The sequence below is a fragment of the Tardiphaga sp. P9-11 genome, assembly GCF_008329525.1.
In the GTDB taxonomy this organism is placed as follows: Bacteria; Pseudomonadota; Alphaproteobacteria; order Rhizobiales; family Xanthobacteraceae; genus Tardiphaga.
The window spans coordinates 1059696-1074533 of the sequence record NZ_NPKQ01000002.1 but is presented as its reverse complement, the minus strand read 5'-3'; the positions used below and the strand labels follow the sequence as shown (position 1 = coordinate 1074533).

At 62.0% G+C, this 14838-nt stretch carries 13 protein-coding genes; 7 read left to right on the top strand and 6 right to left on the bottom strand.

Annotated elements, in window-relative coordinates:
• Window positions 1-228 precede the first annotated feature (228 nt).
• The 7 genes from CIW50_RS11425 to CIW50_RS11395 all read left to right on the top strand — a co-directional run bounded on the left by CIW50_RS11425 (window position 229) and on the right by CIW50_RS11395 (window position 8256).
• Window positions 229-1545: a CmpA/NrtA family ABC transporter substrate-binding protein gene (locus CIW50_RS11425; RefSeq protein WP_149531322.1), complete on the top strand. Its 1317-nt coding sequence runs from the start codon at window positions 229-231 to the stop codon at window positions 1543-1545.
• Window positions 1546-1597: 52 nt separating this feature from the next.
• Window positions 1598-2491: a nitrate ABC transporter permease gene (ntrB, locus tag CIW50_RS11420; RefSeq protein ID WP_149531321.1), complete on the top strand. Its 894-nt coding sequence runs from the start codon at window positions 1598-1600 to the stop codon at window positions 2489-2491.
• Between the two features lie 27 nt (window positions 2492-2518).
• Window positions 2519-3313, top strand: coding sequence for an ABC transporter ATP-binding protein (locus CIW50_RS11415; RefSeq protein ID WP_149531320.1), 795 nt, complete (start codon window positions 2519-2521; stop codon window positions 3311-3313).
• Window positions 3314-3387: 74 nt separating this feature from the next.
• A complete protein-coding gene (locus CIW50_RS11410; protein WP_149531319.1) occupies window positions 3388-3813 on the top strand; it encodes a globin family protein in 426 nt (141 codons plus the stop codon).
• An 85-nt stretch (window positions 3814-3898) separates the two neighbouring features.
• Complete coding sequence (locus tag CIW50_RS11405; protein ID WP_149531318.1) at window positions 3899-4324, top strand: globin family protein; 426 nt, start codon at window positions 3899-3901, stop codon at window positions 4322-4324.
• 9 nt (window positions 4325-4333) lie between these two features.
• On the top strand, window positions 4334-5551 hold the full coding sequence (locus CIW50_RS11400) for an NAD(P)/FAD-dependent oxidoreductase (RefSeq protein WP_149531317.1): 1218 nt from the start codon (window positions 4334-4336) through the stop codon (window positions 5549-5551).
• Window positions 5551-8256: a nitrate reductase gene (locus CIW50_RS11395; RefSeq protein ID WP_149531316.1), complete on the top strand. Its 2706-nt coding sequence runs from the start codon at window positions 5551-5553 to the stop codon at window positions 8254-8256. Before CIW50_RS11400 ends, CIW50_RS11395 begins: the two co-directional genes overlap by 1 nt.
• A gap of 4 nt (window positions 8257-8260) precedes the next feature.
• Here CIW50_RS11395 and CIW50_RS11390 read toward each other — a convergent pair whose 3' ends face one another.
• The 6 genes from CIW50_RS11390 to CIW50_RS11365 form a co-directional block, all read right to left on the bottom strand.
• Window positions 8261-9073, bottom strand: a complete 813-nt coding sequence (locus CIW50_RS11390; protein ID WP_172980293.1) for a carbohydrate ABC transporter permease — start codon at window positions 9071-9073, stop codon at window positions 8261-8263.
• A gap of 2 nt (window positions 9074-9075) precedes the next feature.
• A complete protein-coding gene (locus tag CIW50_RS11385) occupies window positions 9076-10035 on the bottom strand; it encodes a carbohydrate ABC transporter permease (RefSeq protein ID WP_246664224.1) in 960 nt (319 codons plus the stop codon).
• Complete coding sequence (locus tag CIW50_RS11380) at window positions 10032-11354, bottom strand: ABC transporter substrate-binding protein (RefSeq protein ID WP_149531315.1); 1323 nt, start codon at window positions 11352-11354, stop codon at window positions 10032-10034. Before CIW50_RS11380 ends, CIW50_RS11385 begins: the two co-directional genes overlap by 4 nt.
• Before the next feature lie 172 nt (window positions 11355-11526).
• Window positions 11527-12312 carry an IclR family transcriptional regulator gene (locus CIW50_RS11375; RefSeq protein WP_149531314.1) on the bottom strand — a complete coding sequence of 262 codons (786 nt, stop codon included), beginning with the start codon at window positions 12310-12312 and terminating at the stop codon, window positions 11527-11529.
• Between the two features lie 27 nt (window positions 12313-12339).
• Entirely contained in the window at window positions 12340-13110 is a 771-nt protein-coding gene (locus tag CIW50_RS11370) for an SDR family NAD(P)-dependent oxidoreductase (RefSeq protein ID WP_246664223.1), read from the bottom strand.
• Window positions 13107-14834: an FAD-dependent oxidoreductase gene (locus tag CIW50_RS11365; RefSeq protein WP_149531313.1), complete on the bottom strand. Its 1728-nt coding sequence runs from the start codon at window positions 14832-14834 to the stop codon at window positions 13107-13109. Before CIW50_RS11365 ends, CIW50_RS11370 begins: the two co-directional genes overlap by 4 nt.
• Window positions 14835-14838 lie beyond the last annotated feature (4 nt).

Sequence of the window (14838 nt, the reverse complement as noted above, 5' to 3'; positions counted from 1 at the left end):
AAGTTACTGCAATTGATTGAAATTCTCATCGGGTAGCGACTGGCACGAACTTTGAATAGTTCTTAGCGACGCCATTGTAGCCGTCACCATCAATCACCAGCCAGCATTGCCATCATGGGGCTTTCCCCAGACGCGCCGCTATGTCCGTACGCCTTCGATCGAGGTGCGCTGTGACGAGGGGCAATGACGGTGCAGGCCATCCGAGACGCGAAAGGACGACAGCAGCACATGACGAAGTCAGAGACCAACAAGCCGGGCCGCAAGATCAGCCGCCGTCAGCTTCTGAAAGCCGGCGCGGGTACCGCTGCCTTGCTAGCGGCCGCCAAGCTCAACTTCCCCGCCGGTGCTTTCGCGCAGGGTGCTGGTCCCGAAGTGAAGGGCGCCAAGCTCGGCTTCATTGCGCTGACCGATGCGGCTCCGCTGTTCATCGCCAAGGAAAAGGGCATCTTCGCGAAATATGGTCTGCCTGACACCGAAGTACTGAAGCAGGCGTCGTGGGGTACCACGCGCGATAACCTCGTGCTTGGCTCCGAAGGCAACGGCATCGATGGCGCGCATATCCTGACGCCGATGCCCTACCTGATTTCGTCCGGCAAGGTGACGCAGAACAACGTGCCGACGCCGATGTATATTCTGGCGCGCCTCAATCTGAATGGCCAGTGCATCTCGGTCGGCAAGGAATATGAGGATCTCAAGATCGGCCTCGACACCGCGCCGTTCAAGGTCGCGCTGGAGAAGAAGAAGGCAAGCGGCAAGTCGGTGAAGGCCGCAATGACATTCCCGGGCGGCACGCATGACCTCTGGATCCGCTACTGGCTCGCTGCCGGCGGCATCGATCCCGACAAGGACATCGAAACCATCGTTGTGCCTCCGGCGCAGATGGTCGCGAACATGAAGGTCGGTACCATGGACGCGTTCTGCGTCTGCGAGCCGTGGAACCTGCAGCTCATCCACCAGAAGATTGGCTACACCGCTCTGACCACGGGCGAACTCTGGGACAAGCATCCGGAGAAGTCGTTTGGCATGCGCGCGGCTTTTGTCGATAAGTATCCGAAAGCTGCGAAGGCGCTGCTGATGGCCGTGATGGAAGCCCAGCAGTGGTGCGAGAAGATGGAGAATCGCGAAGAAGCCGCGGCGATCTGTGCCAAGCGCCAGTGGATCAACGTGCCGGTCGAAGATGTCACCGATCGCATGAAGGGCAAGTTCGACTACGGCACCGGCCGCGTAGTCGAGAACTCGCCGCAGCAGATGCGGTTCTGGAAGGACAATGCGTCCTATCCGTATCAGAGCCACGATCTGTGGTTCATCACCGAGGATATCCGCTGGGGCAAGTATGAGGCCGGCTACGACGCCAAGGCGCTAATTGCCAAGGTCAATCGCGAAGATCTCTGGAAGGACGCCGCCAAGGAGCTCGGCGTCGCCGCGTCGGACATCCCGACTTCGACGTCGCGCGGCAAGGAGACGTTCTTTGACGGCAAGGTGTTTGATCCGGAGAACCCCGCCGCCTATTTGAAATCGCTCGCCATCAAGCGCGTCGACGTCTGAGCGCGACGTTGAGATTGAGCTGGGCCTGACTGACATGACGGAGATCAGTGCGATGAACATGCAAGTTATCAAGACCGAACCGGCAACGGCACTAGCGAAGCCGCCGGTGGCCAGCGTCGCACTGGCTCCGAAGCAGGTCCCGAACACCGACAAGTATGTCAAGGCAGCCAAGGACGTGGCAGCGCGCGTGATCCCGCCGCTGATCGTCTTTGCACTGTTGATGGTGTTCTGGGAGCTGGTGTGTCGGCGCGCAGGGTCGACCTTGCCGCCGCCATCCAAGGTCTATCAGGATACCAAGGAGCTGATCTTCGATCCGTTCTTCGATCGCGGCGGCATCGACAAGGGTCTGTTCTGGCATCTGTCGGCGAGTCTTCAGCGTGTCGCCTTTGGCTACTCGCTTGCGGCCGTTGTCGGCATCGCGCTTGGTACGCTGGTCGGTCAGTCGGTCTGGGCGATGCGTGGCCTCGATCCGATCTTCCAGGTGCTGCGCACGATCCCGCCGCTGGCTTGGTTGCCGCTGGCGCTCGCTGCGTTTCGCGACGGTCAGCCCTCGGCGATCTTCGTGATCTTCATCACCTCGATCTGGCCGATCATCATCAACACCGCGGTCGGCATTCGCAACATTCCGCAGGATTATCGCAACGTGGCTGCTGTGGTGCAGCTCAATCCGGTTGAGTTCTTCTGGAAGGTCATGTTGCCCTCGGCCGCGCCCTACATCTTCACGGGTTTGCGCATCGGCATCGGCCTGTCATGGCTCGCCATCATTGCTGCTGAAATGCTCATCGGTGGCGTCGGCATCGGCTTCTTCATCTGGGACGCCTGGAATTCATCGCATATCAGCGAGATCATCCTGTCGCTGTTCTATGTGGGCATCATCGGCTTCGTGCTCGACCGCTTGATCGCGGGGCTCGGCAAGCTTGTCACCCACGGCACCTCAGTCAGCTAACACTTGGGTCAGCTAAGGAGAGATATCATGACGCCATATCTGAAGCTCGATCACGTCGACAAGGTGTTCACCCGCGGCAAGGTCTCGTCCGAAGTGTTGAAGGATATCAACCTCAACCTCGGCAAGGGTGATTACGTTTCCATCATCGGCCATTCCGGTTGCGGCAAGTCGACGATGCTCAACATCATCGCCGGCCTGACCCGTGCAACGATCGGTGGCGTGATCCTTGAAGGTCGCGAGGTGAATTCACCTGGCCCGGATCGTGCCGTCGTATTCCAAAACCACAGTCTGCTGCCCTGGCTGACGGTCTACCAGAATGTCCGTCTTGGCGTGGACAAGGTGTTTGCCAAGACCAAGAGCCGCGTCGAGCGTGACGAGTGGACCATGCACAATCTCAATCTCGTGCAGATGACCCATGCCAAGGACAAGCGCCCCTCGGAAATCTCCGGCGGCATGAAGCAGCGCGTCGGCATTGCCCGTGCGCTGGCCATGGAGCCGAAGGTGCTGCTGCTCGACGAACCGTTCGGCGCATTGGATGCGCTGACCCGCGCGCATCTGCAGGACTCAGTGATGGCGCTACATCAGAAACTTGGCAACACCATCGTCATGATCACCCACGACGTCGACGAAGCCGTACTGCTGTCTGATCGTATCGTGATGATGACCAATGGGCCATCAGCGACTATCGGCGAAGTACTCGATGTGCCGCTGGAGCGTCCGCGCAAGCGACTCGAACTGGCGAGCAACGCCGTCTACCTCGATTGCCGCAAGCGCGTGCTCGAATTCCTGTACGAGCGCCACAAATTTGTCGAAGCCGCGTAAGCATCTCATTACCTCTTGACTTCCGAGGGTAAACCGAATGAATGCGGCTCAGACTTTCCGGATAGCTGCAGATCATGAGTCGTTCGATAGGCCTGACGCGCGAAGAAATCATGCGCGTGCAATCCTCATTCGATCAGATGTGGCCGAACTCCTCGGTCATGGTGGATCTGTTTTATGCTCGACTGTTCGAAACATTGCCGGAAACGCGCCCGCTGTTTCGCGGCGACATGGCGCAGCTCAAGCACAAGTTTATCGCAACGCTTACGGTGATCGTCGGCAGTCTCGACAATATCACGGGTCTATTGTCGGTAATCGGCAAGATCGCGAAAGACCATGTGCATTATGGCGTGGAGGCCTCGCATTATCTTCCAGTCGGCGAGGCGCTGTTCTGGAGTCTGGAGCAGGGGCTTGGCGAGCGCTGGACGCCCGAGGTCGAGGCCTCGTGGCACAAGGTTTACAATTTTCTGGCAGCACGCATGATTTCTGCGGCCTATCACTAGAATCCCATCGCATTTTATCGCGCGCTGAACATTCGCTCACGCGGCGCGACACACAAGCTCGCCTTCCACAACAAGGAGAGTTTACATGAATGCGTCTGACGTCGCTCTGGTCCAGGATAGTTTCAAGAAAGTCGCGCCGATTTCCGAAGTGGCTGCGGAATTGTTCTACGGCCGTCTCTTCGAGGTTGCCCCACAAGTGAAGCCGATGTTTCGCGGCGACATGAAGGAGCAGGGCCGCAAATTGATGGCGACGCTTGGCGTCGTCGTCACCGGCCTGACGCGACTCGAAACTGTATTGCCTGCAGCGAGCGCGCTCGCCAAGCAGCACGTGGCCTATGGCGTGAAGGCCGAACACTATCCGATCGTCGGCGGTGCGCTGCTGTGGACCCTGGAGAATGGCCTCGGCGACGCCTGGACGCCCGAACTCGCGAGCGCCTGGACCGCGGCCTACGGCACGCTGTCCGGCTACATGATTTCTGAAGCCTACGGCACAGCGCAGGCGGCCGAGTAAGGATATGACGTGAGCGAGCCGCTGGTCATCATTGGTAACGGCATGGCAGCGGCTCGGCTCGTGGACGAGCTGGCGAAATGCGCGCTCGGTCGATACGCCATCGCCGTCATCGGAGACGAACCACGGCTCGCCTACAATCGCGTTTTGCTGTCGTCGGTGCTGGCCGGTGAGGCAACATCCCAGGAGATCGAGCTGAAGCCTGCCGCCTGGTGGCGCGACCGCGGCGTCACGCTGAAATACGGCGCAACGGCGACCGCCATCGATATGGCCGCGCGTGAGGTCACGACATCGACCGGCAAGCATGTGCCGTTCTCAAAACTGGTCATCGCCACCGGTTCATCTGCACTGCGGCTGCCGGTGCCCGGTGGTGATCTCAAGGGCGTGCATGTGTTCCGCGACAGCCGCGATGTGGACCTGCTGCTCGAACTTGCCGCGCAGAAGAAGCGCGTCGTCGTGGTCGGTGGCGGCCTGCTTGGTCTCGAAGCTGCCTATGGCCTCGCCAAGGCGGGCGCTGACGTCACACTGATCCATCTGATGGACCGGCTGATGGAGCGCCAGCTGGATGCACCTGCAGCGAACCTCCTGAAAACGCTGGTCGAACGCAAGAGCGTCAGGATTTTGCTCAATGCCAATACGGCACGTATTCATGGCAGCGATCGTGTCGTGAGCGTCGAACTGGCCGATGGCCGTATGCTCGACGCCGACGCCGTGATCTTTGCGGCCGGCATCCGGCCCAACACGTCGCTCGCCAGGGAAGCGGAAATCCCGGTCAATCGTGGCATTGTCGTCAACGACCAGATGGCAACCGGTACCGACGACGTCTTCGCACTCGGCGAATGCGCCGAGCATCGCGGCACCTGCTATGGCCTCGTGGAGCCCGCCTACGAACAAGCCAGGGTGTTGGCACGCCATCTCGCGGGCAAGGCCGCTGCCTATACCGGCAGCGTGCTCTCCACCAATCTCAAGGTCTCCGGCGTCAGCGTTTTCTCGGTTGGAGATTTCATGGCGGGCGAAGGCAGCGAGACGCTTCTGCTCAACGATGCCCGCCGCGGCACCTACAAGAAGCTGGTGATCGCAGATGGCGCGCTCGCTGGCGCCGTGCTGGTCGGCGATACGCAGGATGCGCTGTGGTATCTCGAGCTGATCCGCAGCGGCATTGATATTTCCGATATCCGCGCCGAGATGATGTTCGGTCGCGCACTCGCCGTCCGCGCGGAGGCGGCGTGATGAACGCGGTCGATCCGCATCTGCACGCCACGCGCACGACGTGCCCTTACTGCGGTGTCGGTTGTGGCGTGCTGGCGACGCCGGACGGCAATGGCGGCGCAGTGATTGCGGGCGATCCCGCGCATCCCGCCAATCTCGGCCGGCTCTGCTCGAAGGGATCGGCGCTCGGCGAAACGCTGAGCCTCGACGAGCGCTTGCTGCATCCGATGATGCGCGGCGACAATGGCGAGATGGCGCAGGTCGCATGGAGCGATGCGCTGGATCATGTCGCTGAAGGATTTCAGAAGGTCGTCGCCAAACATGGCCCCAGCGCCGTGGCGTTCTATCTCTCCGGCCAGTTGCTGACCGAGGATTACTACGTCGCCAACAAGCTGATGAAGGGCTTTCTCGGCAGCGCCAATGTCGATACCAATTCGCGACTCTGCATGTCCTCATCCGTGGCCGGCCACAAGCGCGCGTTCGGTGCCGATACGGTGCCGGGATGCTACGAGGATCTCGACCAAGCGGATCTGCTGGTGCTGGTCGGCTCCAATGCCGCCTGGTGCCATCCGGTGCTGTATCAGCGCATGCTGGCCAACAAGCAGACCCGGGGCGCGCGGATCGTTGTGATCGACCCGCGTCGCACCGATACCGTTGGTAATGACGATTTGTTTCTCGGCCTGAAGCCGGGCACGGACACCGCGCTGTTCAGTGGGCTCCTTGCCTATCTCGCCGATAACGGTGCGCTGGATCAGAGTTATATCGGGGAGCACACAGCGGGCTTTGACGAGGCGCTCGCGCGGGCCAGGACCATTGCCGGCAGCGTGGCCGCGACAGCCAAGGCAACCGGGCTCGACGAGATCGATGTCGCGACCTTCTTCCAGATGTTCAAGGCGACGCCGCGTGTGGTCACGCTGTATTCGCAGGGCGTCAACCAGTCGGCGCAGGGCACCGACAAGGTCAATGCGATCCTCAACTGCCATCTGGCCACCGGCCGCATCGGCAAGCTTGGCGCGTCGCCGTTCTCGCTGACCGGCCAGCCGAATGCCATGGGCGGCCGCGAGGTCGGTGGCCTCGCCAACCAGCTCGCAGCCCATATGGGCTTCACGCCTGTCGATATCGATCGCGTGCGCCGGTTCTGGAAGGCGCCGCATATCGCCACCCATGAAGGCCTCAAGGCCGTCCAGATGTTCGAGGCCATTGGCCGCGGCGAGATTCGGGCGTTGTGGGTGATGGGCACCAATCCCGCGGTATCGCTCCCCGATGCCGATGTCGTGCGCGCCGCGCTGAGCAAGCTCGATCTGTTTGTGGTGTCGGAGAATGTGCGTTCCAACGACACTGTGAATGCCGGTGCGCATGTATTGTTGCCAGCGCTGGCCTGGGGCGAGAAGTCCGGCACGGTAACGAATTCCGAACGCCGCGTGTCGCGGCAGCGTTCGTTCCTGCGGGCGCCTGGCGAGGCGCGACCGGATTGGTGGGCGCTGAGCGAAGTCGCCAAGCGCTTGGGCTATGGCGCATCCTTCGCCTACACATCGGCCGCCGAGATCTTTCGCGAGCACGCCAGCCTTTCGGCTTTCGAAAACAACGGCCATCGCGATTTCGATATCGGTGGGTTGATGAAGGTCTCGGACGAGGCCTTCGACACCATGGCCCCGGTGCAATGGCCAGTGCGTGAGGGGACCACGAAGCCGCAGGCGCGCTTCTTCGCCGATGGTCAATTCTACGCCAATGACCGGCGCGCGCGTTTCATCGCGCCGGAGGCGCCGGAGTTGCGCACGCAGGTGTCGATCGAGCGCCCGCTACGGCTCAACACAGGCCGCGTCCGCGATCAGTGGCACACGATGACGCGCACGGGCCTTAGCCCGCGGCTCGGTCAGCATATTCCGGAGCCCTTCGTCGAGATCCATCCTGACGATGCCGTAGCGTTCGCGATTGTCGACGGTGGCCATGCGCGGCTGACCACCGACCATGGCGAATGTGTGCTGAAAGTCATTGTCAGCGAGCGCCAGCAGCGCGGCATGTTGTTCGCGCCAATCCACTGGAACGACGAGACCGCGGGTTTCGCGCGTGTCGGCGGGCTTGTCGCGCCATTTGTCGATCCATTCTCTGGTCAACCCGAGAACAAGGCGACGCCGGTGGCGATCGCACCTGTCGTGTTTGCGCAGCGCGGCTTCGTGCTGTCGCGCATACCGCTGGAGATGACGTTCGGCGTGCAATGGGCGCGCGTCGCAGTCACGGGCGGCGTCGGTTATCTGCTCTCCGACAATACCGATGTCGAGACCTGGCAGAACTGGCTGAAGCCGTTGCTGGGCGATGATGCCGCTGAATACGAGGACGTGGGCCAAGGTGTGTATCGCGCGGTGTCGTTCAAGGATGACCGCATCGAGACCTGTCTGTTCATCGGCCCGACCGAGGGGGCGCTTTCCTGGGATGCCGTGAAGGAATTGTTCACCGCCGAGACCGTGAGCGACGACCAGCGCCGTACGCTGCTCTCCGGAAAGTCCGCCGATGGCGCGGCCAGTGCCGGTCCGATCGTCTGCGCTTGCTTCGGCGTCGGCCGCAATACCATCTGCGACGCTATCGCAGCGGGGGCGGGGACGGCAGCGGAGATCGGCGCAAAGCTCAAGGCCGGCACCAATTGCGGCTCGTGTATCCCGGAGCTCAAGCGCCTGATTGCGGCGAGCGAAACGGCGCCGGATGAGCAGCGCAAGGTTGCTGCGAGTTAACGCGTCACTTCACTGCGCCCGCGGTCAGTCCCGCCACAATCTGCCTTTGTGCAAACATTGTCAGCAACAGCACCGGCAGCGTCACGATCAACGCCGCGGCCGCCAGCGGTCCCCAGCTCAACTGATCGAACGAGATCATGTTGTAGACCGCGACCGGCAGTGTCCGCGTTTCCCGTCCCGCCAGCACGATACCGAACACGAAATTATTCCAGGAGAAAATTACCGAGAGGATGAAGGCAACGGCGATGCCGGAACGTGCAATAGGCAGCGCGACGTGGCGGAATACCTGCCACCGGGTGGCGCCGTCGATAATGGCGGATTCTTCGAGCTCCATTGGCGTCGTCTCGAAATAGCCGATCATGATCCAGATCACGATCGGCACGGTGACCACGAGATGGATGATGATCTGCGGCCACAGGGTGCCCAGGAGGCCGAGCCACTGGAACAGCAGGAATAGCGGGATCAGATAGGACAGGCCGGGCGTGATGCGCGCGATCAGGATCACGATGGCCGATTTGCGCGCGCGCATGCGTGCGATCCCGTAACCGGCAGGCACGCCGATGATGAGAGCGAACAAGGTCGCCGAGCCGGTGACGATCAGCGTGTTGAAGAAATAGGTCATGAATCGCTTGGATTCGATGACGGCGGCGTAATTGCCCCAATTGATGCGGTCGGGGATGAAGACCGGCGGATAGGAGGCGTTGTCGATCTCGAATTTCAGCGACAGCGACAGCATCCAGAGGAAGAACAGCACCGCCGGCGAGACGATGACGATGAAGGCGAAAGTCAGGCCGAGTTTGTTGAGAAAGTCCCGCATGGTCAGGCACTGCCTCCGGCGTCGTTCCAGTGGGTGCGCTGGCGCAGATGCAAGAGCGCACCGGCGAGCGCGACGATGAGCGCGAAGAACACGACCACGATCGCGGAGGCGTAGCCGACGTCGTAATAGACGAAGGCGACGCTGTAGAGATACAGGTTGATGGTTTCCGAGGCGCTGCCGGGACCGCCTTGCGTAATGGCGAAGATGATGTCGAAACTCTTCACGGCGTCGATCATGCGGATCATCGCCGCGATGAACAGGAAGGGCATGATCATCGGCAACGAGATGTAGCGGAAGGTCTGCCACGGTGTCGCGCCGTCGATCTGGGCGCTTTCATAGGGCTCGGTCGGAATCGCACTGAGGCCGCCGAGCACGATCAGCATGACCAGCGGCGTCCATTGCCACGTCTCCACCAGCACCAGTGACGGGATTGCGGTGGCAGGATGAAACACCCAGAGCGATGGTGGCAGGCCGAACAGCGACAGCAGATAGTTCAGCACGCCGAGCTGCGGGTGGAACATCATCGTCCACACCAGCGCGATGGCGACCGGCGTCGCCATCATCGGCAGGATGAAGAGCCCGCGGAAGAGGCCGCGCAGCGGAAACTTGTTGTTGAAGATCACCGCCGCCAATGTGCCGAGGATCAGCGGCAGCGCGACCGACAGCGCCGTATAGACCAGGGTGTGCCCCACGGATTCCACAAAACGCGCATCGCTCGGCAACCTGAGATAATTGGCGAAGCCGACGAAGGTCGGCGCTTGGCCGACCTTCCATTCGTGCAGGCTCATCCAGATCGTATAGACCCACGGGAAGATGATGACCGCCATGACGACGATCATCGCTGGAATCACGAACGGCCAATAGGAAATTGGCCGCCACTCGTTTTTTCCGGCGGTTGCCGTTTCGGCCGCGACCGCTGCGGTCGTTTTGGCGACGGCCTTTCCCGCTGTCAGTTCGCTCACGATTTTTCGCTGCGCTCCAGGATCGGCCGGAACTGTTCGTGGGCTTTCTTCAGCTCGGTAGCCGGATCTGCGCCTGCCAGCGTGGCGGTGACGGCGGCACCGACAAGATCACGGAATTCGGCGACGGGCACGATGACCGGCAGGCCGAGCTTGCTGATCTTGGCCGAGGCGATCACCGAATCCAGCCATTCCTGGTTCTTCACGCCCTTGCGCACCGTCTCCTCATTGAGGATCGAGTTGCGGAACGGCACGCCGCCGCCGCTCTGCAACAGCCGGGCACCCATGGTCTTCGACACCGCCCATTGGCAATAGAGATAGGCGGCTTCCTTCTTGGTCGAGGTCTTCGCGATGCCGATGCCGTCGCCATAGGCGGCGGAGAATTGCCCCTTCGGTCCGGCGGGCACGACGGTGTAGCCGATCTTGCCGACCACGCGCGACGCATTGGGATCCTCGATGGGCGGTGCCCAGCCGACGCCGTCGATCCACATGGCTGCGCGGCCCTGCGTCAGCGAGGCCATCGACTCCATCCAGTTGAAACCGGCGACGCCGGGAGGCGCCGTCTTGGTGAGAAGGCGCTGATACATCTTGGTCGCTTCGATGGCCTCGGGCCCATCGGTCAGGATGTTGCCCTTGGCATCGAGGAATTCGCCGCCATAGTTGAGGAAAAAGTTGGTCCATAGCGTCATGTTGGCGTTGCGGAGGCCACGCCCGGTGAAACCGTAGATGCCGTTGGCGGGATCGTTGAGCTTCTCGGCAGCGGCCGCCATCTCATCCATGGTCTTTGGAACTGCGACGCCCTTCTTGGCGAACATTTCCTTGTTGTAGTACAGGATGAAATAATCGACCGACCACGGCAGCGAGTGCATCTCGCCCTTGTCGTTCTGCGCGAACTGCAGACCGCCGGCGGAGAAGTCGTCGACGCGTAAATCCGACGCGGTGAGGTTCGGATCTTTCATGAAGCCGGTGAGATCGGCGAGCCAGCCGGCCTTTTCGAACTGGCGCTTCTGGACGTGGTAGCTGACGTGCACGACGTCGAAGGAGGGCTTGCCGGAGGTGAGCTCGATGACGGCCTTCTGGCGCTGCTGCTGCTCCGGGATCACTTCGGACTCGACCTTGATGCCGGTCAGTTCCGTGAATTCGGAGGCGTACTTCTGCAGCAGTTCGCCGCGCGGGCCCTTGATCAGATTGGCTTCAATCGTGGTGCCTGCGTACTTCTTCCAGGCGGGATCGGCGAAAGCTGGAATGCCGGTGAGGCCAATCGCGCTGGTGGCGAGCGCCCCATGCACAAAGGCACGACGTGTCGGGCCGTAAAGAGCCATGTGTCATCCTCCCTCGAGCCGCCTTGACCGGCGGTGATTTTATGGTCGCTCCCCGTGGACCGGAGATGCGCCTGAGGGATCGTAACACGATGGACTGGGGCGACAAGGCCACGCGTCGGGTTGTCAGACAACTTTGCACACTGCACGCATCTTGCGCAGATTGCTGCGCTGCTCAGTCCTTGACGTCGCGGCCGAGTCGACGCGAGATCGCATTGGTGCAATCGAGCAGGGCGCTGGCGATCGGGCTGTTCCAGTTGACGTCGAAGGTGCCCACCGCGCCCATGGCGGTCACGGCCAGGACTACCGCGCCGCTATGATCGAACACCGGCGCCGAGAATGCGTTGACGCCGCGCAAGGGCTCGCCGACGGCGCGGGCCAGCCCGCGCGTGCGGATGTCGGCGAGGATCTTGTCGATGGCCGGGCCTTTTATCTTGCGGTTCGGGTCATAGCCGATCGAGAGCCGGTCGAGATCTTCGGTGAGCGCGGAATTGATCGTTGCTGATGGCATGAATGCCGCGAAGATCCGTCCCGTTGCTGTTTCGAGCAGAGATACGGTTGAGCCCACGCGCATGGCGATGTGCACAGGGTGGCTGGGCTCCTCCATGCGCACCACGGTCGGTCCATGGGTCCCCCAGATCGCCAGCGAGACGGCGTGGTCGATGGTGCCGGCAAGTGCCATAATGGCCGGTGTTGCCACGCGGACGGCCGACAGGCGACGCAGCGTCACGATGCCGAGTTCGAGGGCGAGCGCACCGAATTCATAGCGGCCGGTGGATGGATCCTGCTCGATCAGGCCGATGCGGGAGAAACTGGCGAGATAGGGATGCGCCTTGGCTGGCGACATGCCGGCCTCGCGCGCCAGATCCCGCAGCATCATCGGTTCACCATTGCGCACCAGCGCTTGCAGCAATTCACCCCCGACCTCGATCGACTGAATGCCGCGACTCTCTTTAGCCATGCTTGCCCCAAACCAGTGCCGCGGACACTACACGGCCAGGAAGCCTCCATCCACTGGCAAGGTCGCACCTGTGACATAGGTCGCCATGGGAGAAGCGAGGAAGACCACAGGGCCGATCAGCTCATCGGGCTGCCCGACTCGGCCCAGCGGCGTGCGGCCGAGGAAGCCGGCCAGCCGCGCGGGATCGTTGCGCGTCGCTTCGGTCATGGCCGTCTCGATCACACCCGGCGCAATGGCGTTGACGCGCACGCCGTCTTTGGCAACTTCGCGCGCCAGCGCCTGTGTCAGCAGTTTCACGCCGCCCTTGGAGGGCGAATAGCCGAGGGTATCGGCGACTCCGACGAAAGAGGCAATGGAGCCGAGATTGATCACGCTGCCCCGCCGGGCGCGCAAGGCCGGCAGGAAGGCATGGGTGACGTTAAACACGCCGTTGAGGTTGACGTCGAGTACGCGCCGCCAGTTCTCAACCGCGCGCTCGGATTCGATGCCTTCGCGAATGATGATGCCGGCATTGTTGATCAGGATCGAAATGTCGCCGGCACTTGCTTTGACAGTCTGTGCGAGCTGTCGGCAGGCATCGACATCCGTAACGTCGAGATGATGATGCCATGACTGCCGCCCGGTGGCTGCAATATCGCCGGCCGTGCGTGCGGCGCCATCGTGGTCGATATCGGTCACGATAATATCGGCGCCATGCGCCGCCAGACCCATTGCAATGGCGCGGCCGTTGCCAGCGGCAGCACCCGTGACAAGCGCCAATTGACCCTTCAGCAGATTGGGTGCGAAGCTGGCCATCATGCTGCCTTTACCGGCGTGCCGGCGAGATGGCGGCCGGCAATATAACCGAAGGTCAGCGCGGGACCGAGTGTGATGCCGGCGCCGGGATAATTGCCGCCCATGATGCTCGCCATGTCGTTACCCGCTGCATAAAGGCCGTTGATCACCTGACCGCCGGCGTCGAGCGCGCGCGCCTGTGCATCGGTCCTGATGCCGGCATAGGTGCCGAGATCGCCGATCACCATCTTGATGGCATAGAACGGCCCCTGTTCGATCGGTGCGACGCAGGGATTGGGTCCGTGGTTGGCGTCGCCCTGGTAGCGGTTATAGGCGCGCGATCCTTTGCCATAGGCCGGATCGCGGCCTTCGGCTGCGGTGTTGTTGAATTGCGCGATGGTTGTGACGAAGCCGCCGGCGTCGATACCAGCCTGGCTGGCGAGCTCTTCGAGCGTGTTGCCCTTGATGAGATAGCCCGAGCTCAGATACTGGCCGATCGGCATCGGGAAGGGCGGCACGGCGCCGAGCCCGTATTGCCTGAGTGCCCGGTGGTCGCAAACAAGCCAAGCCGCTATTTCCTCGCCCGGTTTTGCCGCTTTCATCATCTGCTGGACGAAAGCATGGTAGGAATTGCCTTCGTTGGCAAAGCGGGCGCCGTCGCGCATCACGGCGATCACACCGGGTTTGGCGCGATCGATGAAGTGCGGCATCACGCCTTTGCTGCCGTCCTTGCGATGGGTGACCGAGACCGGCACCCAGGCAGCGGCATTCGGCAATGAATCTTCGACACGGCAGCCCACGGACTCCGCGAGGCGAAGACCATCGCCGGTATTGCCGGTCGGGCCCGGCGAAGTGTGCTCTCGCCCCGTGGGCGCATGCGGAAACATCGCCTTGCGCCGTTCGATGTCATGCGGGAAGCCGCCGCATGCGAGCACCACGCCGCGTCTTGCGTAGATGCGGACGCGCTTGCCGTTGCGCTCAACGATGGCGCCGCGAACCGTGCCGTTTTCCATAATCAGTTCGCGCACCGGTGACGACAGCCACAGTGGAATCTTGAGATCGAAGGCGGATTTGGCGAGCCGGCCGGCGAGGGCGTTGCCGTTGGTCAGCGTCATGCCGCGGCCGTAGCGCAGCACGTTCATGAAATGCTTCGACAGCCGCTTGGCGACGTAGATCGCCGAGGTGAGCGACTTCGTTGCGCGCATGAAATGGATGATGTCCTTGCCGGAGCCGAGCATGATGCCGAACACCGTCAACTCGGGTAGCGGCGCACCAATATTCTTGATGTGGTCGCCGAGTTCGCGTCCGTCGAACGGCCGTGCCACCATCGAACGGCCGCCCTGCTTGCCGCCGGGCGCTTCCGCATCGTAGTCGGGAAAGGTCAGCGGCATGTCGAAGCGCACCGCTGTCTTGGAGGTGAAGAAGTCGATTGCTTCGGGCCCTGCGGCGAGAAACGCATCGACGCGTGCGGCATCGTAACTGTTGCCGGCTTCATGGCGCAGATAGGTGCGTGCCTCGTCCGGGCTCTCATTGATGCCCCAGGCGCGTGCCAGCGACGTGCCGGGGATCCACAGCCAGCCGCCGGAGCGCGCGGTCGTGCCACCAAACCGCGGCTCCTTTTCGACGATCAGAACATCGAGCCCGCTATGTCTAGCGGTGATCGCCGCCGACATGCCGGAGCAGCCGGAGCCGGCGACCAGCACGTCGCATTCATAGAGCTCGATATTCGCCTTGGGATCAACAGCCATGAGA